At 70.5% G+C, this 25,207-nt stretch carries 23 protein-coding genes and 2 rRNA genes (1 of these 25 only partly in view); 8 read left to right on the top strand and 17 right to left on the bottom strand.

Annotated features, from left to right (window positions below; genetic code table 11):
• The first annotated feature begins 144 nt into the window (after window positions 1–144).
• Window positions 145–1,314, top strand: coding sequence for a hypothetical protein (locus HA039_RS14290; RefSeq protein ID WP_243869426.1), 1,170 nt, complete (start codon window positions 145–147; stop codon window positions 1,312–1,314).
• On the opposite strand, the gene HA039_RS14295 is transcribed toward HA039_RS14290, so the two are convergent.
• Complete coding sequence (locus tag HA039_RS14295; RefSeq protein ID WP_167029046.1) at window positions 1,266–2,009, bottom strand: DUF4328 domain-containing protein; 744 nt, start codon at window positions 2,007–2,009, stop codon at window positions 1,266–1,268. The two genes, HA039_RS14290 and HA039_RS14295, sit on opposite strands and share 49 nt — an antisense overlap.
• A 526-nt stretch (window positions 2,010–2,535) precedes the next feature.
• On the opposite strand from HA039_RS14295, the gene HA039_RS14300 reads away from it, so the two are divergent.
• From HA039_RS14300 to HA039_RS14315, 4 genes are all read left to right on the top strand, one after another.
• Window positions 2,536–3,054: a hypothetical protein gene (locus tag HA039_RS14300; RefSeq protein ID WP_167029049.1), complete on the top strand. Its 519-nt coding sequence runs from the start codon at window positions 2,536–2,538 to the stop codon at window positions 3,052–3,054.
• Window positions 3,055–3,171: 117 nt separating this feature from the next.
• On the top strand, window positions 3,172–4,017 hold the full coding sequence (locus tag HA039_RS14305; protein WP_167029052.1) for a DUF4097 family beta strand repeat-containing protein: 846 nt from the start codon (window positions 3,172–3,174) through the stop codon (window positions 4,015–4,017).
• A gap of 87 nt (window positions 4,018–4,104) precedes the next feature.
• Window positions 4,105–5,133 (top strand): ATP-binding cassette domain-containing protein, encoded by a 1,029-nt coding sequence (locus HA039_RS14310; RefSeq protein WP_167036771.1) that lies wholly within the window; start codon window positions 4,105–4,107, stop codon window positions 5,131–5,133.
• Complete coding sequence (locus HA039_RS14315; protein WP_167029055.1) at window positions 5,130–5,921, top strand: ABC transporter permease; 792 nt, start codon at window positions 5,130–5,132, stop codon at window positions 5,919–5,921. The genes HA039_RS14310 and HA039_RS14315 overlap by 4 nt, the downstream gene beginning before the upstream one ends.
• A 157-nt stretch (window positions 5,922–6,078) precedes the next feature.
• Here the strand turns inward: HA039_RS14315 and hemB are convergent, their stop codons facing one another.
• The 6 genes from hemB to HA039_RS14345 form a co-directional block, all read right to left on the bottom strand.
• Window positions 6,079–7,080 (bottom strand): porphobilinogen synthase, encoded by a 1,002-nt coding sequence (hemB, locus tag HA039_RS14320; protein ID WP_167029058.1) that lies wholly within the window; start codon window positions 7,078–7,080, stop codon window positions 6,079–6,081.
• Window positions 7,081–7,190: 110 nt separating this feature from the next.
• Window positions 7,191–8,849, bottom strand: a complete 1,659-nt coding sequence (locus HA039_RS14325) for a bifunctional uroporphyrinogen-III C-methyltransferase/uroporphyrinogen-III synthase (protein ID WP_167029061.1) — start codon at window positions 8,847–8,849, stop codon at window positions 7,191–7,193.
• The gene (gene hemC / locus HA039_RS14330) at window positions 8,846–9,856 is read right to left on the bottom strand and encodes a hydroxymethylbilane synthase (protein WP_167029064.1); all 1,011 of its coding nucleotides are present in this window, start codon (window positions 9,854–9,856) and stop codon (window positions 8,846–8,848) included. Before hemC ends, HA039_RS14325 begins: the two co-directional genes overlap by 4 nt.
• On the bottom strand, window positions 9,853–11,208 hold the full coding sequence (locus tag HA039_RS14335) for a glutamyl-tRNA reductase (protein ID WP_167029067.1): 1,356 nt from the start codon (window positions 11,206–11,208) through the stop codon (window positions 9,853–9,855). Before HA039_RS14335 ends, hemC begins: the two co-directional genes overlap by 4 nt.
• Window positions 11,205–12,002 carry a redox-sensing transcriptional repressor Rex gene (locus HA039_RS14340; protein WP_167029070.1) on the bottom strand — a complete coding sequence of 266 codons (798 nt, stop codon included), beginning with the start codon at window positions 12,000–12,002 and terminating at the stop codon, window positions 11,205–11,207. Before HA039_RS14340 ends, HA039_RS14335 begins: the two co-directional genes overlap by 4 nt.
• Before the next feature lie 294 nt (window positions 12,003–12,296).
• Window positions 12,297–12,572: a glutaredoxin family protein gene (locus HA039_RS14345; protein ID WP_167029073.1), complete on the bottom strand. Its 276-nt coding sequence runs from the start codon at window positions 12,570–12,572 to the stop codon at window positions 12,297–12,299.
• 150 nt (window positions 12,573–12,722) lie between these two features.
• Between HA039_RS14345 and HA039_RS14350 the strand changes: the two genes are divergently transcribed.
• The 3 genes from HA039_RS14350 to HA039_RS14360 all read left to right on the top strand — a co-directional run bounded on the left by HA039_RS14350 (window position 12,723) and on the right by HA039_RS14360 (window position 16,276).
• Window positions 12,723–13,673, top strand: coding sequence for an HAD family hydrolase (locus HA039_RS14350; RefSeq protein ID WP_167029075.1), 951 nt, complete (start codon window positions 12,723–12,725; stop codon window positions 13,671–13,673).
• A gap of 357 nt (window positions 13,674–14,030) precedes the next feature.
• A complete protein-coding gene (locus tag HA039_RS14355; RefSeq protein WP_167029078.1) occupies window positions 14,031–14,825 on the top strand; it encodes an ECF subfamily RNA polymerase sigma factor, BldN family in 795 nt (264 codons plus the stop codon).
• A gap of 224 nt (window positions 14,826–15,049) precedes the next feature.
• On the top strand, window positions 15,050–16,276 hold the full coding sequence (locus tag HA039_RS14360) for a DUF5667 domain-containing protein (protein ID WP_167029082.1): 1,227 nt from the start codon (window positions 15,050–15,052) through the stop codon (window positions 16,274–16,276).
• 73 nt (window positions 16,277–16,349) lie between these two features.
• Here HA039_RS14360 and HA039_RS14365 read toward each other — a convergent pair whose 3' ends face one another.
• The 10 genes from HA039_RS14365 to HA039_RS14410 all read right to left on the bottom strand — a co-directional run.
• Complete coding sequence (locus HA039_RS14365; protein WP_167029085.1) at window positions 16,350–17,585, bottom strand: lysophospholipid acyltransferase family protein; 1,236 nt, start codon at window positions 17,583–17,585, stop codon at window positions 16,350–16,352.
• 1 nt (window position 17,586) lies between these two features.
• Window positions 17,587–18,636, bottom strand: coding sequence for an NAD-dependent epimerase/dehydratase family protein (locus HA039_RS14370; protein WP_167029089.1), 1,050 nt, complete (start codon window positions 18,634–18,636; stop codon window positions 17,587–17,589).
• 256 nt (window positions 18,637–18,892) lie between these two features.
• Complete coding sequence (locus HA039_RS14375) at window positions 18,893–18,991, bottom strand: 30S ribosomal protein bS22 (RefSeq protein ID WP_003948845.1); 99 nt, start codon at window positions 18,989–18,991, stop codon at window positions 18,893–18,895.
• Between the two features lie 111 nt (window positions 18,992–19,102).
• Window positions 19,103–19,315, bottom strand: coding sequence for a helix-turn-helix domain-containing protein (locus tag HA039_RS14380; protein ID WP_161312241.1), 213 nt, complete (start codon window positions 19,313–19,315; stop codon window positions 19,103–19,105).
• Between the two features lie 128 nt (window positions 19,316–19,443).
• On the bottom strand, window positions 19,444–20,259 hold the full coding sequence (locus HA039_RS14385; protein WP_167029092.1) for a phosphatase: 816 nt from the start codon (window positions 20,257–20,259) through the stop codon (window positions 19,444–19,446).
• Window positions 20,260–20,401: 142 nt separating this feature from the next.
• Window positions 20,402–21,574, bottom strand: a complete 1,173-nt coding sequence (locus tag HA039_RS14390; protein WP_167029095.1) for an acetoin utilization protein AcuC — start codon at window positions 21,572–21,574, stop codon at window positions 20,402–20,404.
• On the bottom strand, window positions 21,543–22,760 hold the full coding sequence (locus HA039_RS14395; protein ID WP_167029098.1) for an MFS transporter: 1,218 nt from the start codon (window positions 22,758–22,760) through the stop codon (window positions 21,543–21,545). The genes HA039_RS14390 and HA039_RS14395 overlap by 32 nt, the downstream gene beginning before the upstream one ends.
• 60 nt (window positions 22,761–22,820) lie before the next feature.
• Entirely contained in the window at window positions 22,821–23,465 is a 645-nt protein-coding gene (locus HA039_RS14400) for an HAD family hydrolase (RefSeq protein ID WP_167029101.1), read from the bottom strand.
• Window positions 23,466–23,551: 86 nt separating this feature from the next.
• A 5S ribosomal RNA gene (gene rrf / locus HA039_RS14405) occupies window positions 23,552–23,668 on the bottom strand.
• A gap of 80 nt (window positions 23,669–23,748) precedes the next feature.
• Window positions 23,749–25,207, bottom strand: a 23S ribosomal RNA gene (locus HA039_RS14410) (it continues 1,666 nt past the right edge of the window).

Here is a 25,207-nt window from a genome sequence, read left to right on the forward strand (position 1 = left end):
GGACCCCCGCCGGGCCGGTCCCCCTACCGTTCGGGGCAGCACCACGGGCAGCCGCGCCGCCCGTCGGGCCGTGCCGTGGACGGGGGTCTCGGCACGGCCCGCCGCCCGCTCGGCCCCGCACGCGCCATCCGAGGGGGAGATCACGTGCCCGTACGACGACACGGCAGACTCGCTTCTGTCCTGACGTGCCTGGCGGCGGCCGCCGCCCTGCTGACCCTGACGGGAACCCCGTCCGCCACCGCCGCCCCACCCGTACCCCAGGCACCGCCGACGGCCGCCGCCGCCGCCGTCGCCGTACCGCCCGGCGTCACCGCGGGGATCGCGGTCTTCGACCGGCAGACCAACACCTTCACCGAACAGCAGGGCGCCACGGCCCGGTTCCGCTCGGCGTCCGTCGTCAAGATCCTGCTGGCCCTGGACCACGTCTGGGACCTCGGCCCCGCGTACCAGCTCCCGGCGGCCGACCGGGCACGGCTGGACACCATGCTGCGCAGCAGTGACGACGACGCGGCCAACTACTACTGGGAGCGCAACGGTTCCGGGGCGATCATCGACCGGATGGTCTCCCGGCTGGGCCTGGCCGACACGGCGCGCCCGCCGGCGGCCTACCCCGGCTTCTGGGGGTACACCGCCCTGTCGGCCAACGACACGGTGCGGATCTACCGGTACGTGCTCGACGCGCCCGCGCCCCTCCGGGAGCTGATCATGGGCAACCTGCGGCAGTCGACCCGGTGCGCCTCGGACGACTTCGACCAGCACTTCGGGATCCCGGGCTCGTTCGCGCGTCCTTGGGCGGTGAAGCAGGGCTGGTCGGGCTTCGCGTCGGGCGGCTGCGGTACGGCTCCGGCGCCCGCGGCGGCCCGGGGCGTCGCGGCGCCCGCGGGCGCGGCGGCCGTCGACCTGGCCCGGCCCGCCCTCCACACCACCGGCACGGTCGGTACGAACGACCGCACCGTCGTCGCCGTGTACACGCTGCACCCGGAGGGCACCCCGTACGGCAAGGCGTACACCGACGTGAACCGGCTGACGCGCTCCCTGGACGTCCCGGGCGCCGTCCGCCCGTCGGGCACCTGGTTCACCACGTGGGGGACGGGCGTCAGCGTCCGCCCGGGCGCGGCGGCCGGGGGCACCAAGGTGACCTCGCTGCCGCCGGGGGTGGAGGTGCTGGTGGACTGCCAGAAGGAGGGCCAGGTGGTGAACGTGCCGCCGTACACGAACCAGTGGTGGGCCCATCTCCCGCAGTACGGCGGCTACATGACGAACATCTACCTCAACTCACCCGGCAACGAACTGCCGGGCGTGCCCGTCTGCTGACCACCGGCGGGCAGCGCGGGGCCGTTCACCTTCTCGTTCTGGCGCGCGGTGATCCTGCGGACCACCAGGATCGCCGCGACCGCCGCGACGATGTCGAGGACGTCGGACGACATCAGGACGACGAGCGCCTGCTGGATGGCGGCGCCGTCCTCCGCGTCCTCGTACAGCCGGGACGCGAGGTTCCCGTAGGCCCGGCTGACGAGCCAGAGCGCCCACCAGAGGTTGATCAGGCCGCTGGAGGCGCGCCTGGCGAGCGCGAGGTGGGGTTCCGGCGCGCTGGCGGTCCAGATGTCGAGGGCGACGCGGCGCGGGTACCAGAGGCTCAGGATGGGCACGATCCAGCCCCACACGGCCCAGCTGGGCCCCTTGCTGTGCGCGTCGGGGGCGAAGGTCTGCGCGTTGCCGCGCACCCGGTGGAACCAGATGACGAACACGACGGCGCAGGCCACGAGCGTCAGGATCTGCATCACACCGGTCACGCCGTAGAGGCTCTCGGCACGCTCGTACGAGTCGTCCGGCGCCTCGTCGTAGCTGCCCGACAGCAGGGACCCCCACGCGGAGTGCAGGTCGAATCCGACGACCAGCGAGAACAGGTCGGCCGCGATGACCACTCCGAGCATCACGACGACGGCTTGCGAGAGGCCGTTGGGCGAGCGCAGCGGGCCCGTTCCCGGCAGCACGGGATTGATGGACATGAAAGTGGACCCCCCACAGGAAAAAGCCACCGACCGGCGGCCACCGCCGGAACATACGTGGGGTGACCACCAGCTGTCCACGGAGATCATCGAGCCGGGCGGCCGCGTGACGCACCCTCCCGGACGGGTCGCCGAGCAGCCGCACCGCCGACGCGGGTCTCAGCCGGGGTCGCCCGCGGCCCGGTACCGCACTTCGTCGTGAGAGTCCCGGCCGAAGCGCTCGACCAGCTCGTCCGTCGACTCCGGGTCGTCCCCCTACCCCGCCGCGACCCCCACGGGCCATGTCCCCATCCTGGCGGACATGGCCCGTCCACGAGGTTGGCATCACCCCGACACCACTCGGCGCCACCTGGTGCCACCCGGCGCCATTCCAGGTCCCCCAGCCCCCGCCGAACACGCTTGGCGCCACTCCCGCCAGGGCGGCGCCATCACGTTTCCGCAGGTCAGAGCCGCCCCAGCGACCCCCTCCGGGCAAGTGCCGCCAGACTGGTTGCGCGTGGCGCCACTTTGATGCCATGATGACGTCATGGACCTCACCCCGTATGTCGACTCCCTCCGCCGCGAACTCGCGGTGGCCGCCGAAGCCGGTGGCGACGACGCTCGTGCGTTGGCCGATCGGCTCACCGCTCCGCTGGAGTCGGCGGCCCGGCTGACCATGCTCAACGTGCTCTCCGCCGCGACGGACGAGATCACCCGCGACCTCGCGCCCGGTTCGGTCGACGTACGGCTGCGCGGGGTCGACCCCGACTTCGTGGTGACACGGCCGCCCGCCGAGACCGCCGCCCCGGCCGAGCCGGCCGCACCCGTGGAGCCGCTCAAGGCGCACGCGCCCGCCGACGGCGACGAGGGGGGCACCGCCCGCGTCAACCTGCGCCTGCCCGCGCCCCTCAAGGCCCGCGCCGAGGAGGCCGCGAACCGCGAGGGCCTGTCGGTCAACGCGTGGCTGGTACGGGCGGTGTCGGCCGCGGTCGACGGCGGCGCCCGGCCCCGTACCCCGCAGAAGCCCCAGACCGTCGGACAGAGCATCACGGGCTGGGTCCGCTGACGGTCCGCCAACGGCCGCCGACGACACCCGCACCCCACGCCCCGTACCACTCCCTCACCCACCCATCACGTCCCCACCAGCGGGGACGCACCCCAGCCCCAAGAGGACGGGACCACCATGCCTTCTTTCAGCACCCCCCTGCCGATCTCCGTGACCGCCCGCGTGGACGCCGGATCCATCCAGTTCACCGCCACCGACCGCACCGACACCGTGGTGACCGTGGCCCCCCGCGACCCGAAGAAGGACCAGGACGTACGGACCGCCGAGCAGACCGAGGTCACGTACACGAGCGGAGTCCTGACCATCAGGACGCCCAAGCAGCGCTACCTCCTCGGCCGCACCGGCACCGTCGACGTGAGCGTCGACCTCCCCGCGGAGTCCGCCGTCGACATGACCGGCTCCTGGGCGCAGGTGCTCGGCGAGGGCCGGCTCGGCGAGGTGCGGGTGAAGACGTCGTCCGGCGACGTCCGCCTCGACACCACCGGCCCGCTCCACCTCACCGCCTCCCACGGCTCGATCACCGTCGAGCGGGTCGAGGGCCCGGCGGAGATCACCACCAGCTCCGGCAGCATGCGCGTCGGTACGGTCGCGGGCGCCGCCGTCCTGAAGAACTCGCACGGCACCACCACCGTCGGCACCGCCACCGGCGACCTGCGCGTCAGCGGCTCCAACGGCGACATCATGATCGAGCACGCCGAGGACTCCGTCACCGCCACCACGGCCCACGGCACCCTGCGCGTGGCCGAAGTGGTGCGCGGCACGGTCCAGTTGGAGACCGCCTACGGGGCCATCGAGGTCGGCATCCGCGAGGGTACGGCCGCCTGGCTCGACGTCAGCGCGGCCTCGGGCCAGGTACGCAACACGCTCACCCCGTCCGACGCCCCCGAGCAGAGCGAGGACAAGGTCGAGGTCCGCGCCCGTACCCGCTACGGCAACATCGACATCCGCCGCGCCAGGGCCTGACCGTCCCGCACTCCACTCCGCATTCCCGCCCCCTCCATCCACTGAGCCTTCGATCGGGAGGACCCCATGCCTGAATCTGTCATGCCCATGCCCACCCCTGCCGCCGCAGGGACCGACCGCGCCGGCCACCCGTCCCCCGCCGCCATCTCCACCCTCGGCCTGCGCAAGTCGTACGGCGACAAGACCGTCCTCGACGGCATCGATCTCCGTATCCCCGCCGGGTCCGTCTTCGCCTTGCTCGGGCCGAACGGCGCCGGCAAGACGACCGTCGTGAAGATCCTGTCCACCCTCATCGGCGCCGACGGCGGACAGGCCCAGGTCGCGGGCCACGACATCGCCACCGCACCGGACAAGGTCCGTGCCGCGATCGGCGTCACCGGCCAGTTCTCCGCCATCGACGGCCTGATCACCGGCGAGGAGAACATGCTCCTCATGGCGGACCTGCACCACCTCCCCCGGCACGAGGGGCGGCGGGTCGCCGCCGGACTCCTCGACCGGTTCGACCTCACCGAGGCGGCGAAGAAGCCCGCCTCGACCTACTCCGGCGGCATGAAGCGCCGCCTCGACATCGCCATGACCCTCGTCGGCGGCCCGCGCATCATCTTCCTCGACGAGCCCACCACCGGCCTCGACCCCCGCAGCCGTCACACCATGTGGGGCATCATCCGCGAGCTGGTCTCCGACGGCGTCACCGTCTTCCTCACCACCCAGTACCTGGACGAGGCCGACGAACTCGCGGACCGGATCGCGGTGTTGAACGACGGCAGGATCGCCGCCGAGGGCAGCGCCGACGAGTTGAAGCGGCTCGTCCCCGGAGGACACGTACAACTCCGCTTCTCCGACCCGTCCGCCCACCGCGCCGCCGCCACCGCCCTGGACGGCGTCACCCGGGACGACGAGGCGCTCACGCTCCAGATCCCCCACGACGGCAGCCAGCGGGCCCTGCGCTCGGTCCTCGACCGGCTGGACGCGGCCGGCGTCGAGGCGGACCAACTCACCGTCCACACCCCCGACCTCGACGACGTCTTCTTCGCCCTGACCACCCCGACCACCCCCGCCGCCCCCCACGCCGCCACCGGCTCCCCCGCCGCCACCACCCAGGAGACATCCCGATGAGCGCCCTCGCCCTCGCCGTACGCGACTCGACCACGATGCTGCGCCGCAACCTCCTGCACGTGCGCCGCTACCCGTCCCTGACCCTGAACCTGCTGCTCACCCCGGTCGTTCTGCTGCTGCTCTTCGTCTACGTCTTCGGCGACGTGATGAGCGCCGGCATCGGGGGCGGCGGCGCCGACCGCTCCGCGTACCTCGCCTACCTCTTCCCCGGCATCCTGATGCTGACGATCGGCGGCACCACGATCGGCAGCGCGGTGTCCGTCTCGATGGACATGACCGAGGGCATCATCGCCCGCTTCCGCACGATGGCGATCCACCGCGGCTCGGTGCTCATCGGGCACGTCGTGGGAAGTGTGATCCAGTGTGTGATGAGCGTGGTCCTCGTAGGGGCCGTCGCGGTGGCGATCGGCTTCCGGTCCACGGACGCCACCGCCGTCGAATGGCTCCTGGCGATCGGCCTGTTGACGCTCGTCTCGCTGGCGCTGACCTGGATTGCGGTCGGGATGGGCCTGTCCAGCCCCACCGTGGAGGCGGCCAGCAACAACGCCATGCCGCTGATGATCCTGCCGCTGCTCTCCAGCGCGTTCGTCCCGCTCGACTCGATGCCGGGCTGGTTCCGCCCGATCGCCGAGTACCAGCCCTTCACCCCGGCCATCGAGACCCTGCGCGGCCTCCTGCTCGGCACGGAGATCGGCCACAACGGCTGGCTGGCCGTGGCCTGGTGCCTGGCCCTCGCCGCCCTCGGCTACATCTGGTCGACGTCGCTCTTCAACCGCGACCCGAAGTAACCGCGGCCCGAAGTAGCCCCGGCCCGAACAACCTCCACACGAATAGCCCCGGCCCGAAGCGATCCCGCCCCCCGGCGATCGCCCCCCGCACCGCCCGACGGGCGGCGTACCCCGACCCCGTGTCGGCGTACGCCGCCCGCCGCCCGTTCCGCGCGACTCAGCGCGCGGCCCGCAGCTTCTGCGCGACCTCCGTCGCCCAGTACGTCAGGATCGTCGACGCCCCCGCGCGCTTGATGCCCGTCAGGGTCTCCATGATCGCCGCGTCCCGGTCGATCCAGCCCCGCTCGGCCGCCGCCTCGACCATCGCGTACTCACCGGAGATCTGGTACGCCGAGACCGGCACGGCCACCTCGGCCGCGATCGCCGCCAGGATGTCCAGGTAGGGCCCGGCCGGCTTGACCATGACGATGTCGGCGCCCTCCTCCAGGTCCAACGCCAACTCCCGCAGCGCCTCACGGGCGTTGGCCGGGTCCTGCTGGTACGTCTTGCGGTCGCCCTTGAGCGACGACCCGACGGCCTCCCGGAACGGGCCGTAGAACGCCGACGAATACTTCGCGGTGTACGCGAGGATCGACACGTCCTCCCTGCCGATCGTGTCCAGCGCGTCCCGTACGACACCGACCTGACCGTCCATCATGCCGCTGGCCCCCACCATGTGGGCGCCGGCGTCCGCCTGGACCTGGGCCATCTCCGCGTACCGCTCCAGCGTCGCGTCGTTGTCGACCCGGCCCTCCGCGTCCAGCACCCCGCAGTGGCCGTGGTCCGTGTACTCGTCGAGGCACAGGTCCGACATGACGACCAACTCGTCCCCGACCTCGTCCCGCACCGCGCGCAGCGCGATCTGGAGGATCCCGGCCGGGTCGGTGCCCGCCGTCCCCACCGCGTCCTTCTTCGCGTCGTCGGGCACGCCGAACAGCATGATCCCGGAGACCCCGGCCTCCACCGCCTCCACCGCCGCCTTCCGCAGGGTGTCCAGCGAGTGCTGCACGACCCCCGGCATGGCGGCCAGCGGCACCGGCTCACTGGCCCCCTCCCGTACGAACGCGGGAAGGATCAGGTCCGCCGGGTGCAGCCGCGTCTCGGCGACCATCCGCCGCACCGCCGGGCTGACCCGCAGCCGCCGAGGGCGCGCGCCGGGGAAGGATCCGTACACAGTCATCGTCCATCGCCTCTTGCTTGTTCAGTTCTGATGTCGTCCGGGATGTCGTCCGGTACGACCACGGTCCCGGCCGCCCCCGGACAGCGGGACAGCCGGGACCGTGACCCCACCTACGTCGTACGCCGCCTGCGGCTGCCCGGGCGCCGTTCGCTCGGCCGGGTGACCGGGTCGCCGGCCTCCTTCGCCGCCTCACGGCGCTGCGTGCCGAACGCGGCGAGCGCCTCGGCCAGCTTGTGCACCGACGGCTCGGGCGAGAGGACGTCGACCCGCAGGCCGTGCTCCTCGGCGGTCTTCGCCGTGGCGGGGCCGATACACGCGATCACCGTCACGTTGTGCGGCTTGCCCGCGATCCCGACCAGGTTCCGCACCGTGGACGACGACGTGAACAGCACGGCGTCGAAGCCGCCGCCCTTGATCGCCTCCCGGGTGTCGGCAGGCGGCGGCGAGGCGCGCACGGTGCGGTACGCCGTGACGTCGTCCACCTCCCAGCCCAGCTCGATCAGCCCGGCCACCAGGGTCTCGGTGGCGATGTCGGCACGCGGCAGGAAGACGCGGTCGATCGGGTCGAACACCGGGTCGTAGGGCGGCCAGTCCTCCAGCAGGCCGGCGGCGGACTGCTCGCCGGACGGCACGAGGTCGGGCTTCACCCCGAACTCGACGAGGGAGGCGGCCGTCTGGTCGCCCACCGCGGCGACCTTGATCCCGGCGAAGGCGCGGGCGTCGAGCCCGTACTCCTCGAACTTCTCCCGCACCGCCTTCACCGCGTTGACCGACGTGAAGGCGATCCACTCGTAGCGCCCGGTGACCAGGCCCTTGACCGCGCGCTCCATCTGCTGGGGCGTACGCGGCGGTTCGACCGCGATGGTCGGGACCTCGTGCGGGACCGCGCCGTACGACCTGAGCTGGTCGGACAGCGAGGCGGACTGCTCCTTGGTCCGCGGGACGAGGACCTTCCAGCCGAACAGGGCCTTGGACTCGAACCAGGCGAGCTGGTCGCGCTGGGCGGCCGAACTGCGCTCGCCGACGACGGCTATGACGGACTGGTGCCCGTCCGGGGACGGCAGCACCTTCGCCTGCTTGAGGGTCTGCGCGATGGTGCCGAGCGTGGCGGTCCAGGTGCGCTGCCGGGTGGTCGTACCGGCGACGGTGACGGTCATCGGGGTGTCCGGCTTGCGGCCGGCCGCGACCATCTCGCCGGCGGCGGCGCCCACCGACTCCAGGGTGGTGGACACGACGACCGTGGCGTCGCTGGCGCCGATCTCCGTCCAGCACCGCTCGCTGGCGGTCCTGGCGTCGACCATGCGGACGTCCGTGCCCTGCGCGTCCCGCAACGGCACCCCGGCATAGGCCGGGACGCCGACCGCGGCCGCGACACCGGGCACGACCTCGAAGGCGATGCCCGCGGCGGCGCACGCGAGCATCTCGGCGCCCGCGCCACCGTCCAGGCCCGGGTCACCGGTCACCGCACGGACCACCCGCTTGCCGCCGCGCGCGGCCTCCATGACAAGATTGGCCGCATCCCGGATCGCGGGGATCCCGGCGGCTGTTGACGCCTCGTCGACGACCGTCAGTGCCGGTGTGCTCACCCCCGCCCTGGCATGGGCGCGTACTACTTCGAGCACATCAGGCTCGGCGATCAGTACATCCGCCCCCGCGAGCGCCTCGACGGCGCGAAGTGTCAGCAGACCCGGATCTCCGGGTCCGGCACCGAGGAAGGTGACGTGCCCCGATGCGGAGTAGGCCGTTAGGTCATAGGTGGTGGGGCTCAAGGTCGCTCCCCCATAAGACCGGCCGCACCCTTGGCAAGCATGTCGGACGCGAGTTCGCGACCGAGCGCGATGGCATCCCCGTGCGATGTGGGTACGGGACCGGTGGTGGACAGCTGCACCAACGTCGAGCCGTCGGTCGTGCCGACGACGCCGCGCAGGCGCATTTCGTTGACAACCTGCTCCTCGGCCAGCAGGTCGGCCAGGGCACCCACAGGTGCGCTGCAACCGGCCTCCAGGGCGGCGAGCAGGGATCGCTCGGCGGTCACGGCGACCCGCGACCGCGGATCGTCGAGCCCGGCGAGCACAGCGGCGAGGTCCACGTTGACCGCGGCGCACTCCACTGCCAGGGCCCCCTGACCGGGGGCGGGCAGCACGGTGTCGACCGACAGGAACTCGGTCACCTCACCGATCCTGCCGATCCGGTGGAGCCCCGCGGCGGCGAGCACGACGGCGTCGAACTCCCCGCTGCGGACGTGTTCGAGGCGGGTGTCGATGTTCCCGCGGATCGGCGCCGTCCTTATGGACAGGCCGTGGTTGCGCGCGTACGCGTTGAGCTGCGCCGCCCGCCGCGGCGACCCCGTACCGACCCGGGCGTCCGGGGGCAGTTGGTCGAGCCGCAGTCCGTCCCGCGCGACCAGGACGTCCCTCGGATCCTCCCGGACCGGCACGGCGGCCAGCGTGAGGTCGTCGGGCTGCCCGGTCGGCAGGTCCTTGAGGGAGTGCACGGCGAAGTCGACCTCGCCGCGCAGCAGCGCGTCCCGCAGCGCGGTGACGAAGACGCCCGTGCCGCCGATCTGCGCGAGGTTCTCCCGCGAGGTGTCGCCGTACGTGGTGATCTCCACCAGCTCGACCGGTCGCCCGGTCAACTCCGTCACGGCCCGGGCGACTTGCCCGGACTGCGCCAGGGCGAGCTTGCTGCGTCGGGTACCCAGCCTCAGCGGCCGTCCGGGCCCGGGGGCCTTGTCGGGCCGCAGAGGCCTCTCGGGCCTCAGTGCCTTCTCGGTCATACTCGCCCTCTGCCTACACCGTCGGTGTCATTCAGGTCGGCCCGGCTGACGGCGGCGACCGTCTGCGGGTCGAGGTCGAAGAGTTCACGCAGCGCGTCCGCGTATCCGGCGCCGCCGGGCTCGCTCGCCAGCTGCTTGACCCGCACGGTGGGCGCGTGCAGGAGTTTGTCGACGACACGGCGCACCGTACGCGTGATCTCGGCGCGCTGCTTCTCGTCCAGGTCGGGGAGCCTGCCTTCGAGGCGGGCCACTTCGGTGCTGACCACGTCCGCGGCCATGGCGCGCAGGGCGACCACGGTCGGAGTGATGTGCGCGGCGCGCTGAGCGGCGCCGAAGGCGGCCACCTCGTCGGAGACGATCGTGCGCACCAGTTCGACGTCGGCGGCCATGGGGGCGTCGGCGGAGGCCTCGGCGAGCGACTCGATGTCCACGAACCGGATGCCGCCGAGGCGGTGCGCGCCGGCGTCGATGTCACGGGGCATGGCGAGGTCGAGCAGGGCCAGGGGTGCGGTACGGCCGGTCAGGGCGGCCTCGACGGTGTCGGCGGCGAGGACCAGGCCCGTCGCGCCCGTACAGGACACGGCGATGTCGGCACGTGTCAGTTCGCCGGGGACGGCGCCCATGGTCACGGCCCTGGCGCGGACGCCGGTGCCGCCGGGCTCGGTGAGGATCTGGGCGAGCCGCTCGGCGCGGGGCGCGGTGCGGTTGGCGATGACGATCTCCTCGACGCCGGCCCGCGCGAGGGTGGCGGCGGCGAGCGAGGACATCGAGCCGGCGCCGATCACCAGGGCCCGCTTGTCCTTGGCCCAGGCCTCGACGGCCGCGCCGGCGGCGAGCTGTTCGAGCCCGAAGGTGACCAGGGACTGTCCGGCCCGGTCGATGCCGGTCTCGCTGTGGGCGCGCTTGCCGACCCGCAGGGCCTGCTGGAACAGGTCGTTGAGCAGCCGGCCCGCGGTGTGCAGCTCCTGCCCGAGGGCCAGCGCGTCCTTGATCTGCCCGAGGATCTGTCCCTCGCCGACGACCATGGAGTCCAGGCCGCAGGCCACCGAGAAGAGGTGGTGGACGGCCCGGTCCTCGTAGTGCACGTAGAGGTAGGGGGTGAGCTCGTCGAGCCCGACACCGCTGTGCTGCGCGAGCAAGGTGGACAGCTCGGCGACCCCGGCGTGGAACTTGTCGACGTCGGCGTACAGCTCGATGCGGTTGCAGGTGGCGAGGACGGCCGCCTCGGTGGCGGGCTCCGCGGCGAGCGAGTCCTGCAACAGCTTGATCTGCGAGTCGGTGGAGAGCGACGCGCGCTCCAGCACGCTCACCGGCGCGCTGCGGTGGCTCAGTCCGACGACGAGGAGACTCATGCGGGCATCACCGCCGGTACGTCCCCCTCGGGTCCCTTCCTGCCGGCGGCGCCCGGCGGGGCGGTGTCCCGGGGGGCGTCGGCGGGCAGCGCGCGCTCGCCGGCCGGCAGGGCGGCCTCGGCCGCGGCTTCCTCGCCGGCCTTGCGCTGCTCGTGGAAGGCGAGGATCTGGAGCTCGATGGAGAGGTCGACCTTGCGGACGTCCACGCCGTCCGGCACGGACAGCACCGTCGGCGCGAAGTTGAGGATCGAGGTCACCCCGGCGGCGACGAGCCGCTCGCAGACCTGCTGGGCGGCGCCCGCGGGGGTCGCGATGACCCCGATCGAGACACCGTTGTCGCTGATGATCTTCTCCAGCTCGTCCGTGTGCTGGACGGGGATCCCGGCGACCGGCTTCCCGGCCATCTCAGGGTCCGCGTCTATCAGCGCGGCGACCCGGAACCCGCGGGACGCGAACCCGCCGTAGTTGGCGAGCGCGGCGCCGAGGTTACCGATTCCGACGATCACGACCGGCCAGTCCTGCGTCAGGCCCAGCTCGCGGGAGATCTGGTAGACGAGGTACTCGACGTCGTAGCCCACCCCCCGCGTCCCGTACGAACCGAGGTAGGAGAAGTCCTTGCGCAGCTTCGCGGAGTTGACCCCGGCCGCGGTCGCCAGTTCCTCGGAGGAGACAGTGGGTACGGACCGCTCGGACAGAGCGGTCAGAGCCCGCAGATACAGGGGAAGCCGGGCGACGGTGGCCTCGGGGATTCCTCGGCTACGGGTCGCCGGTCGGTGAGTTCGGCCAGTTGCCACGGTGCTCCTGCGGGATGAGCGAGGCTGTAGGCGGCCGTATGTCCCAGGACCGCCCCGTCGAATGCAGGCTATGTCTTTGTGAACGCGTGCACAAAGATGGTGTCCGCTTTGTCCGAGCAAAGTGACCGGGGTCACGCACCCCGATCCCGTCACCCCGGGACCGCCGGCCACGTCAGCCTGATGCACACACGAAGGGGGCAAAACCGCACACACTCCTCACGACATACGCCCCCGAGACCGCTTCGGCCGATGAAATGCCCGGCAAAGCGCCCATGATGTTAACCGCCTTTCCGTTCAGTTCCCCAGTTCACGACGGAGCCGGCCCTCGTCCACCCGCCAGAACGTGTGCTGCTCGCCGTCGACCAGGACCACCGGGATCTGCTCCCAGTACGCGCGGTGCAGCGCCTCGTCCTGAGTGATGTCCTTCTCCTCCCACGCCGCCCCCGTCTCGGCACACACCGACGCGATCACCGCCCGGGCGTCGTCGCACAGATGACACCCCGGCTTCGACACGAGCGTGACCACCCGCTCCGCCGCCTTCTTCTTCGTACGCCGCAGCAAAGGACTCATGAGGCCATTCTCCGCCCGCGCCGCGCCTCCCGGTGCCGGACGTCCACAGGCCGCCCCTGGTTGCCCGATTAACAGACCGGTCGTGGAGAGTTCACCCCACGGCATCCCGGCCCGTCGGGAAGCACCGAACAGAATCGCTATGCTCACGGCATGGCCGCACTGGGATGGCTCACCCCCCGTAGGCGCTCCGCGACAGCCCGGAGCGTCCTGGCGGGCGAGGCCGCAGCCGAGGCAGGACTGAAGTCCACGCAGGAATCTCAGGACGCGCTCGCCGCCGGCACCACCACCGCCGACGACGCCGACCGCGCCCCCGACTTCCCCGTCTTCGGCGACGCCCGCGCCGCCGCCTTCTTCGACCTCGACAACACCGTCATGCAGGGCGCCGCGATCTTCCACTTCGGCCGCGGCCTCTACAAGCGCAAGTTCTTCCAGCGCCGCGAACTCGCCCGGTTCGCCTGGCAGCAGGCGTGGTTCCGGCTGGCCGGCGTCGAGGACCCCGAGCACATGCAGGACGCCCGCGACAGCGCGCTGTCCATCGTCAAGGGCCACCGCGTCGCCGAGCTGATGTCCATCGGCGAGGAGATCTACGACGAATACATGGCCGACCGCATCTGGCCCGGCACCCGCGCCCTCGCCCAGGCCCACCTCGACGCGGGACAGCAGGTCTGGCTGGTGACGGCCGCGCCCGTCGAGACCGCCACGATCATCGCCCGCAGGCTCGGCCTCACCGGCGCCCTCGGCACCGTCGCCGAGTCCGTGGGCGGCGTCTACACCGGCAAGCTCGTCGGGGAACCCCTCCACGGCCCCGCGAAGGCCGAGGCCGTCCGCGCCCTCGCCGCCGCCGAGGGCTTCGAGCTGGACCGCTGCGCCGCGTACAGCGACTCGCACAACGACATCCCGATGCTCTCGCTCGTGGGGCACCCGTACGCGATCAACCCCGACGCCAAGCTGCGCAAGCACGCCCGCCGGCTCGACTGGCGGCTGCGCGACTACCGGACCGGCCGCAAGGCGGCCAAGGTCGGCATCCCGGCGGCCGCCGGCGTGGGCGCCCTGGCGGGCGGCACGGCCGCCGCCGTCGCCCTGCACCGCCGCCGCCGCTGACCTCTCCCGCGACGACGACCTCCACCACACCCCGGGCGGCCCGCCCGGGGTGTTTCGCGATCCCGGCGTTCTACCCGGGCGCTCCTCCCCGTAGTCACCGTGACGACATCCCGCCACAACCCATCACCGCATCACGCAGATCTTGACCAAATCCGATCAGCAAATGGTCACGATGTGCTACTTGATCCGCCGCTTAGCCGCTACAGAAGCGACGTAATCGATGATTTGAGCAACTGGGTGTAGCGCTGCCTGTACGAAGCGTTATTCTCCTCAGACGCATACCGGACCCCACCCGTCACCACGGCGAGTGAACGGTCCCGCACTGCACGTGATGGAAGCTCTGCCTCTGGGAGTCCCGTGTACCCACACGTCGGGGTTGACGCCTCGGGCCTGGCTACGCTGCGCGCAACGGTCCTCGACCATTTGCGCGGCTTCGTCCCCACCGCGTACGCCGTCCCCGCCTTCGCCGCAGCGGCCCCTGCCGTGAGCGGCCCTATCGGACCTTGTTATGCCCTGGCGAGCGGCGGTGCGGCGGTCGGCAGACGGGGAAGCAGAAGCAGCACCCCCGCCTCGACCACCGCCCGCCGGCCCACCGCCGACAGCGACAGCGCCCGCATGATGGAACTCGTCGAGCGCGCCCAGGCCGGTGAGGCCGAGGCCTTCGGCCGGCTGTACGACCAGTACAGCGACACCGTCTACCGCTACATCTACTACCGCGTGGGCGGAAAGGCGACCGCGGAGGACCTCACCAGCGAGACGTTCCTGCGCGCCCTGCGCCGGATCTCCACCTTCACCTGGCAGGGCCGTGACTTCGGCGCCTGGCTGGTCACGATCGCCCGCAACCTGGTCGCCGACCACTTCAAATCGAGCCGGTTCCGGCTCGAAGTGACCACAGGCGAAATGCTCGACGCCAACGAGGTCGAGCGCAGTCCCGAGGACTCCGTCCTGGAGTCCCTCTCCAACGCGGCGCTGCTGGAAGCCGTACGGAAACTCAACCCCCAGCAGCAGGAGTGCGTCACCCTGCGCTTCCTGCAAGGCCTCTCCGTCGCCGAGACGGCCCGGGTCATGGGCAAGAACGAAGGAGCGATCAAGACCTTGCAATACCGAGCCGTACGCACCCTGGCCCGGCTCCTCCCGGAAGACGCCCGCTGACAGCCGACGACTCAACTCACTTTCGGTGACGCCCCGATGACGCACTGGTCCGATCATCCTCCGCGCGTAACCCAAGTGCCGAGCCGCTCGTTGTCCGGGATGCAGGCTCCCTGCGGTCACGTCACGCTCGCGGCCATTCACCCGATGGTGTGGATGCGCTCAAGGTGTGCAACCTTCCGGACCCCCAGGGGAGTCGATCGTCATGACGAGAGGAGGTGCCGCCAGTGATCGCGAACGTTTCGGCACACCGGCGGGCGAACGCCTTCGCCCAGGCCCTGGACGACCGGACGGTTCAGGGCGAGGCGGCCGAACAGCCCGCCGAGTCGGCCGAACCGGCCGAACAGGGGCGGCTGTTGGCCCTGGCAAGCGGTCTCGGTGACCTACCGAGGCCCACGCTGGACCCCGAGGTCAAAGTGGTGCAGCGAGCACAGCTCGTGGCCGCCATGGAGGCCATGCTGATGGAAGGCACAGTCGGCGGAGGTATGTCCTCGGGCACCACGGTGCCCGAGCAGCGGACGTCCGGCCGGGGTGCCCACCGGGCCTCCCCGCTCCGGAAACTGCGGCCCAGGTCCCGGTGGTCGAAAGGCCTCGCGGCCGGCGGCCTCACGGTCGGGGTGGCGGCCGGCGCGTTCGGCGGAGTGGCCGCGGCCAGCTCCGACGCCCTGCCCGGCGACTCGCTCTACGGGCTCAAGCGCGGCATGGAGGACCTCAAGCTCAACCTGGCGGACGACGACTCCAGCCGGGGCGAGCTGTACCTCGACCACGCCTCGACCCGGCTGAACGAGGCACGCAGGCTGATGGAGCGCGACCGCTCCGGACACCTCGACCACGAGTCCCTGAGCGAGATCAGGCGCGCCCTGAGCGGGATGAAGCACGACGCGACCGAAGGTCACCGGCTGCTCCACCAGGCGTACGAACGGGACGGCTCCCTCGGCCCGATCGCCACCCTCTCCTCGTTCTCCGCCTCGCACCGCCAGGCCTGGGACGGACTCCGCGAACGCCTGCCCGTCCAGCTGACGGACGTGGGCGACGAGGTCAGTTCGGTGTTCGACGCGATGGACGAAGAGGTCGCCCCGCTCCAGGCGATGCTGCCACGAGCCCCGGAGAGACGCAGGACCGAGACCCGGCCCAGCACCCCACAGGACTCCACGGGGACCGCCCGCACCTCCCCCACCAGCGCCCCCGCCACACCCGGCACCGGCGAAAGCGGTTCGCACACCAGCGGCACACCGCGCCCCTCGGGCTCCGGTTCGGACCACGCCTCGGAGGAGGGCCTGCTCGGCGGCAGGACCGGCGGCCTGCTCGACCCCCCGCCGAACAGCGTCTTCCCGTCGCCGTCCGCACCCAAGGACAGCACCGACCGCCCAGGCCCCGACGTCACGATCCCGCCGCTGCTGCCCGACCTGCTCCCCGGGCTCGGCATCAACGCGGAGGACACGGACAAGCCCTAGCACGGACACAACTGAGGCGGGGCTCCCACCAGGAGCCCCGCCTCAGCCATGAGCCACTCATCAGGGCAACGCCTCAGAAGAACACCGACCGCCGCTGCACCAACAGCTTGTACAGCGTGTGCTGGATCTGCTCCCGCACCTGATCCGTCAGGTTGAACATCAGCATCGGGTCCTCCGCCGCCTCCGGCGGATACCCGTCCGTCGGGATCGGCTCCCCGAACTGGATCGTCCACTTCGTCGGCAGCGGCAGCGCCCCCAACGGCCCCAGCCACGGAAACGTCGGCGTCAGCGGGAAGTACGGGATGCCCAGCAGCCGCGCCAGCGTCTTCGAGTTCCCGACCATCGGGTAGATCTCCTCCGCCCCGACGATCGAGCACGGCACGATCGGCACCCCCGCCCGCAGCGCCGTCGACACGAACCCGCCCCGGCCGAACCGCTGGAGCTTGTACCGGTCGCCGAACGGCTTCCCGATGCCCTTGAAGCCCTCCGGCATCACCCCGACGACCTCGCCCCGCTCCAACAGCCGCTCCGCGTCCTCCGCGCACGCCAGCGTGTGCCCGGCCTTCCGCGCCAGCTCGTTGACCACCGGCAGCATGAACACCAGATCCGCCGCCAGGAGCCGCAGATGCCGGTCCCCGGGATGGTTGTCGTGGACGGCGACCTGCATCATCAGCCCGTCCAGCGGCAGGGTCCCCGAGTGGTTGGCCACCACGAGCGCCCCGCCCTCCGACGGGATGTTCTCGATGCCCTTCACGTCGACCCGGAAGTAGTTCTCGTAGATCGGCCGGATCAACGACATCAGGACCTGATCGGTCAGCTCCTTGTCGTACCCGAACTCGTCGATCTCGTAGTCCCCGGTGACCCGGCGGCGCAGGAACGCGAGACCGCCCGCGATCCGCCGCTCCCAGCCGCTCCGCCCACCGTCCGCGCCGTCCCCGGCCTCCGCGCCCGCCGCGCCGCCGCCCGCGCCCGTACCGCCGCCGGCCGCCCCCTCGGGGCCACCGCCCGCCGCCCGCACCGCGTCGTCCGCCTCGGCCCCCGCCGCCGCGGCCGCCGTCCCCGACAGCCCGCCCAGCGGATCGTCGTCGTCCGGCAGGCCACCCGGCACGGAAGCCTCCGGCTCCGGTACGGGCGTCAGCGGACCCGGCTTGCGCCCCTGCCCCGCTCCCGTACCCGCACCCGCACCCGGCCCGGAACCGGCGGCGCCGTGCCCGCGCTTCCCCGCCCCGTCCTTACCCTGCTTGGGACGGCCGCCCGGCCCCCGCCTCCTCGGCTCGTCGCCGAAAGGAATCACCTTGGCATCGGCCATGTCAGCTGCGCTCCTTGCTCGCGAGGGTGCGGACGGCGGTGGAGAGCCGGTCGACCGCGTGGGCCGCCACCTCGGGCGGCAGCAGCCCCGCACCCCGGCTGCGGGCGAAGTCCGCGAAGGCCTGCGCCGTGGTGTACGTCGGTTCGAATCCCAGTGTCCCGCGCATCTGGTCCGTGCTGACGACCCGGCCGTGGGTCAGCAGCCTGATCTGCTCGGGCGAGAAGTCCGTCATGCCGACGGTACGGAGCGCGGAGCCGACCCAGGTAACGGCGGGCAGCGGCACGGGCACGGTGGGCCGCCCCAGCCGTCGCGAGCACTGCGAGAGCAGCAGCACGCCCTCGCCCGCCACGTTGAAGGTGCCGCTGTTGAGCGTCCCGCGCCGCGGCTCGTCGGCCGCGATCAGCAGGACGTCGATGACGTCGTCCTCGTGGACGAACTGCAACCGCGGGTCGTAGCCGAAGACCGTCGGCAGGACGGGCAGCGCGAGGTACTCGGCGAGCGGCGAATCCGCCGCGGGCCCCAGGATGTTCGCGAACCGCAGCACACACACCGCCACGTCGGGCCGGCGCCGCGCGAAGCCCCGGACGTACCCCTCGACCTCCACGGCGTCCTTCGCGAAACCGCCGCTCGGCAGGGACTTGGGTGGGGTGGTCTCGGTGAAGACCGCCGGGTCGCGGGGCGCCGAACCGTACACACTCGTACTGGACTTCACGACGAGCCGTCTGACGGTCGGTGACTTCTGGCAGGCGCCGAGCAGCTGCATCGTGCCGATGACGTTGGTCTCCTTGACCGACGTACGGCCACCGGTGCCCAGCGGCGTACCCGTCACGTCCAGGTGCACCACCGTGTCCACGCGGTGCTCGGCCAGCACCCGCGCTATGGCGGGCTGCCGGATGTCGGCGCGGACGAACTCGGCGCCACCCAGACGGTGCTCGGGAGGGACCGCGTCGACGGCGATCACCCGGTCGACGCCGGGATCGCGTTGAACGCGCCGTACGAAACGGCCTCCCAGCTGCCTGGCCGCTCCCGTCACGAGCACGACCTTGCCCAAGATCAGCGCCTTCCCTAGCCCCAGGTGGTCTTCCGACGTCACCGTAGCGGGTCGGTATTGCCCGGGCGTGACCGCACGACATGCCGGACGGCTCTTTTGGCCGAAGAAACACCAACGGGCCCGGGAAACGGTGAACGGCCCGGGAAACGCCGTCGGGCTCCGGAAAGCACCAACGGCCCTCCCGCCATGTTCTGGCGGAAGAGCCGTGAATGCACGAACAGCTGTCGCGGAACGCCCCCGCCGGAGCGGGAACGAACTACTTCTTGTTACGACGCTGAACGCGGGTGCGCTTGAGCAGCTTGCGGTGCTTCTTCTTGGCCATCCGCTTACGCCGCTTTTTGATAACAGAGCCCACGACTACCCTCGCTCACTTCTCTTCACTCGGTGCGGGGCGTCTGGGCCCACACGACCTACGTCGGCCTAGCCTACCCGTCACCGAGTGAGAGACGTAATCCGAGTGCAAGCCCTAGGCGGGCTGGACCCCCACAAATGACTCGCGGAGGTACTCGTGAACCGCTTGCTCCGGAACCCGGAAGGACCTGCCCACCCGGATCGCCGGCAGATGACCGCTGTGCACCAGCCGGTACACCGTCATCTTCGACACTCGCATCACCGAGGCGACCTCCGCCACGGTAAGGAACTTGACCTCGTTGAGAGGCCTCTCGCTGCCAGCAGCCATGACCCACCTGTACCTTCCGCACGCGGCGGCCACCGGCTTCCCCTCCGGTGACTCTTCGTCGCTGTGCGCTCACGCCCCAGACTAGGGGCGGGTGGTGCGAGTGGGGAAGAGGAGCAGCCTTCGGCGGCCTACTGTGACAGACACGCCCGATTGAGTACATAGCGAGTAAGCGGCAGGTAGTAAGCGGACCGGACGCCGTCATCGAGCGGTACGGCCACCGACACCCGCCCCTCCGCCTCGCCGACGAACAGCGCGGGATCGTCCGTGTCGGCCAGCCCGATGGCCTCGAAACCCAGCTGACCTGCCCCGCAGACCCATCCGTGGTCCCCCACCACCAGCCCCGGCAGGGGCCCGCCGGCCTCCACCAGACCGTCCAGCGCCACCCGTACCGGCAGCGGCGAATGGGTGTGTGCGCCGGTCTCACTCCCGGCGTACGACACGGGCTGTTCGCACATCAACGCAACACCCCGTACGTAGTCCAGGCGGTACGTGCGTAGCCCGAACCGGGTCGTTATGTCGATACATCTCCCCTGCGCCGGGGTGAGGACGAGACATCCCGCCGACGACAAAGCGTCTGCCAGAGCCGCGTAGAAACCGAGCAACCGCCCCGGGTGACCCGTCCCGAACAGCACCGGAACCCGGTCCGCCGCCGCCTCCCGCAACCGCTCCGCGAAGACGTCCAGCGCGGCCAACGTCCGCTCGGGATCGATGACATCGGCGCCCGACACCTCACCGGGATCGGACGATACGCCGCAGCGCTCCGCCATCAGCCCCAGCACGTCCCGCTCGCTCCAGGCCCGTTCGGGATCGAGTCCGAGCAACACCCGCGGATCCCGGGCCGCGAAGAGCCGGTAACTGCGCAGGCTCCTCTCCCGTGACGTGGCCACGGGACCGGCCAGCCTGGCCGCCAGCAGATGCGCCCGCAGGGCTCCGACGCTCAACACCCCGCCGATGCTGCCCGTTCCGGCGCCGCGAGGGGCCGGAACGGGGACACCACCCCACGGTTGGCGTAACGCCCCCGAGCCCCGCACGCACCGGAGCTCCCGCTCCCGCTCCCGATGCCGCCAGGCCCCAGGGCCGGCCGCCCTAGGGCAGCAACCCCCGCAGGGGGAACACCGCCTTGCGCGTCGCCAGGATCAACTGGTCCAGCCGGTCGGCCGGATCGTACCCGGCGTCCCACGCCCGCCACTGCGGCGTCCGCCCGTCCGTCATCCGCCCAGGACCCAACTGCCGCGTCAGCGCGTACACCTCGTCCCGCCACGCGACCGGCACCACCGACTCCGGATCGATCGGCGCGTGCGCCGCGATCGCCACCAGATGGGTCCAGGACCGCGGGACGACGTCCACCACCGCGTACCCGCCCCCGCCCAGCGCCACCCAGCGCCCGTCCTCGACGTACTCGTGCGCCAGGTCGTGGCAGGCGGCCTGCACGGCTCGCTGCGCGTCCACGGACACCGCGATGTGCGCCAACGGGTCCTCGAAGTGCGTGTCGGCGCCGTGCTGCGTCACCAGCGCCTGCGGCCGGAACTCCGCGAGCAGTTCGGGTACGACGGCGTGGAACGCCCGCAGCCACCCCTCGTCACCGGTCCCGGCCGGCAGGGCGATGTTCACCGCGCTGCCCTCGGCGCCCTCGCCCCCGGTCTCCTCCGCCCAGCCGGTGCCGGGGAACAGCGTGTGCGGGTGCTCGTGCATCGAGATCGTCAGCACCCGCGGATCGTCCCAGAACGTCTCCTGGACCCCGTCCCCGTGATGCACGTCCACGTCGATGTACGCCACCCGCTCCGCGCCCAGCTCCAGCATCCGCGCGACCGCCAGCGAGGCGTCGTTGTAGATGCAGAACCCGGACGCCGACCCGGGCATCGCGTGGTGCAACCCGCCCGCGAAGTTCACCGCGTGCGCCGCGTCCCCGCGCCACACCGCCTCGGCGGCCCCCACGGACTGCCCGGCGATCAGCGCCGACGCCTCGTGCATCCCGGCGAACGCCGGATCGTCGGGCGTCCCGATGCCGTACGACCCGTCGGCGTCCCCGGGATGCGCCGAGAACCGCCGTACGGCGTCCACATAGGCCTGTTGGTGGACGAGCCGAAGGGTCGAGTCCCCCGCGGCCGGCGCGGACACCACCTCCGCCACCTCGTCCAAGCCGTACGCCCGCACCAACCCCATGGTCAGCGCGAGCCGTACGGGATCCATGGGGTGGCTGGGTCCAAAGTTGTAACCCGTTACCCCGTCATCCCACATCAGCAGTGCGCGAGCGCTCATGCCCGCCACCGTATCGGGCCGGGTCGGCCTCGAACGAGCGGGTGTATACAAAAGTCACCAGGACCATGACCATCGGCACGAGCATCGCGCCCCGGTAGCTCCAGGCGTCGCCGAGCGCCCCCACCAGCGGCGATCCGACCAGGAATCCCACGTAGTTGAAGATGTTGAGCCGCGCCACCGCGGCGTCACTCGCGCCCGGGAACAGCCGCCCGGCCGCCGCGAACGTCTGCGGCACGATCACACAGAGCCCCAGACCCAGCAGCGTGAACCCGGCGATCCCCGCCCAGGCGCCCGGCGCCACCGCGACCACCCCGAACCCGAGGCCCGCGAGGAACGTCCCGCACCGCACGACGGCCACGGCCCCGAACCGCCGCACCCCGAAGTCACCGACGGACCGCCCGAGGAGCGTGGTCACCATGTACGCGTTGTACGGGACGGTCGCGAGCTCCTCCGAGCCGCCGAGGACGTCGTGGAGGTACTTGGCGCTCCAGTTCGACACCGTCGAGTCACCGATGTACGCGAACGCCATGACCAGGCAGAGCGGCAACAGCAGCTTGAAGACAAGGGGCTGGGCGACCACACCCCCGGCCTTGTCCTCGCCGGCCTCCCTCCCCTTCGACACGGCCTCGGCGGCCCCGAACCACCGCCCGCCGATCAGCGCGGCCGGCACGAGCACGGCCACCACCGGCAGGTAGGAGACCAGCAGCGACAGGTCCAGGTGCACACCCAGCCAGGCGAGCGAGGCACCGGCGATCCCGCCGAGGCTGTACGCGGCGTGGAAACCGATCATGATGCTGCGGCCGTACGCCCGTTGGAGGCGGACACCGAGCATGTTCATCGAGGCGTCCAACGCCCCCATCGCCAGCCCGAACGCGGCCAGGGCGAGCACGAGCTGCCACAGCTCGCGCCCGGCGCCGACGCCGAGGAGCGCGAGGAGAAGCACGGGCTGGGTCCCCCGCAGCAGCGCTCCGGGCCGCACGCGGAGGACCAGCTTCTCGGTGACCACGCTGCCGACCCCGGCGAGGATCGGCACGGCGGCGAGGAAGACCGGCAGCACGGCGTCGGATATCCCGTACCGGTCCTGGATGCCGGGGATACGGGTGACGAGCAGGGCGAAGGCCACCCCCTGGACGAAGAAGCCCAACGCCAGCGAGGCCCGCCCGTGCCGCAACCGCACATCTGTCATGGCCGGACAGCGTAGGACGCTCCCCTACCCATGGGTAGATAGATCACATGGATATATGAATCAGGCGAGCAATCCCGGCAGTTCGTCCATGGCGGAGAAGAAGCCGTCGGCGCCGGCGAGCCGCGAAGCGGGCGTCATCGCCGTGAACGCGTACACCGGCATGCCCGCGGCCCGCGCGGCCGCGACGCCCAGCGGGCTGTCCTCGACCACCACGCACCGGTCAGGGGTCACGCCCATGCGGGCGGCGGCGTGGAGGAAGAGGTCCGGCGCGGGCTTCCCGCGGCCGACGTCCTGGGCGCTGAAGACGACGGCGTCGTCGAACCACCGGTCCAGCCCGGTCTTCCGGTGCCCGACCCGGATGCGCTCGTGGCTCCCGGAGGAGGCGACGCAGTACGGCACGCCCTCGGCGGTCAGCTTCTCCAGCAGCTCCTGGACCCCGTCGACCGGCTTCAACTCCCGCTCGAAGGCGGCGAAGACACGGGCGTGCAGGACATCATCGAAGTCCGCGGGCAGCAGTTGCCCGGTGCGCTCCTTCACCAGGTCGTGGACGCGGTGCACGGCGGCCCCCATGTAGTCGCGCAGGGAGTCCTCGTAGGAGGTGGGGTGCCCCAACTCGGTGAGGTAGCCGGCCAGGATGGTGTTGGAAAGGGGCTCGCTGTCGACGAGCACACCGTCGTTGTCGAAGATGACCAGTTCGTAGCGCATGCCCCTGAGCCTAAACCGGTCCGGACAGGCCCTGAACGCGGAAAAGCCCCGCACCATAAATGGTGCGGGGCGATCCCACAAAGATTGTTCGGCGGCGTCCTACTCTCCCACAGGGTCCCCCCTGCAGTACCATCGGCGCTACGAGGCTTAGCTTCCGGGTTCGGAATGTAACCGGGCGTTTCCCTCGCGCAATGACCACCGAAACACTATGAAGATATCGAAAAGCTGGATGACAACACGGCTCTTCGTTACTTCAGAACTAACACAGTGGACGCGAGCAACTGAGGACAAGCCCTCGGCCTATTAGTACCAGTCAGCTTCAACCGTTACCGGTCTTCCACATCTGGCCTATCAACCCAGTCGTCTACTGGGAGCCTTAACCCCTCAAAGGGGGTGGGAGTTCTCATCTCGAAGCAGGCTTCCCGCTTAGATGCTTTCAGCGGTTATCCCTCCCGAACGTAGCCAACCAGCCATGCCCTTGGCAGAACAACTGGCACACCAGAGGTTCGTCCGTCCCGGTCCTCTCGTACTAGGGACAGCCCTTCTCAAAACTCCTACGCGCACAGCGGATAGGGACCGAACTGTCTCACGACGTTCTAAACCCAGCTCGCGTACCGCTTTAATGGGCGAACAGCCCAACCCTTGGGACCGACTCCAGCCCCAGGATGCGACGAGCCGACATCGAGGTGCCAAACCATCCCGTCGATATGGACTCTTGGGGAAGATCAGCCTGTTATCCCCGGGGTACCTTTTATCCGTTGAGCGACGGCGCTTCCACAAGCCACCGCCGGATCACTAGTCCCGACTTTCGTCCCTGCTCGACCCGTCGGTCTCACAGTCAAGCTCCCTTGTGCACTTACACTCAACACCTGATTACCAACCAGGCTGAGGGAACCTTTGGGCGCCTCCGTTACTCTTTAGGAGGCAACCGCCCCAGTTAAACTACCCATCAGACACTGTCCCTGATCCGGATCACGGACCCAGGTTAGACATCCAGCACGACCAGAGTGGTATTTCAACGACGACTCCACCTGAACTGGCGTCCAAGCTTCACAGTCTCCCACCTATCCTACACAAGCCGAACCGAACACCAATATCAAACTATAGTAAAGGTCCCGGGGTCTTTCCGTCCTGCTGCGCGAAACGAGCATCTTTACTCGTAGTGCAATTTCACCGGGCCTATGGTTGAGACAGTCGAGAAGTCGTTACGCCATTCGTGCAGGTCGGAACTTACCCGACAAGGAATTTCGCTACCTTAGGATGGTTATAGTTACCACCGCCGTTTACTGGCGCTTAAGTTCTCAGCTTCGCCACACCGAAATGTGACTAACCGGTCCCCTTAACGTTCCAGCACCGGGCAGGCGTCAGTCCGTATACATCGCCTTACGGCTTCGCACGGACCTGTGTTTTTAGTAAACAGTCGCTTCTCGCTGGTCTCTGCGGCCACCCCAAGCTCAGGAAGTAAATTCCTTCACCCAAGATGGCCCCCCTTCTCCCGAAGTTACGGGGGCATTTTGCCGAGTTCCTTAACCATAGTTCACCCGAACGCCTCGGTATTCTCTACCTGACCACCTGAGTCGGTTTAGGGTACGGGCCGCCATGAAACTCGCTAGAGGCTTTTCTCGACAGCATAGGATCATCCACTTCACCACAATCGGCTCGGCATCAGGTCTCAGACTCAATGTGTGACGGATTTGCCTATCACACGCCCTACACCCTTACCCCGGGACTACCACCGCCCG

It is taken from the genome of Streptomyces liangshanensis (assembly GCF_011694815.1).
GTDB classification, from domain to species: domain Bacteria; phylum Actinomycetota; class Actinomycetes; order Streptomycetales; family Streptomycetaceae; genus Streptomyces; species Streptomyces liangshanensis.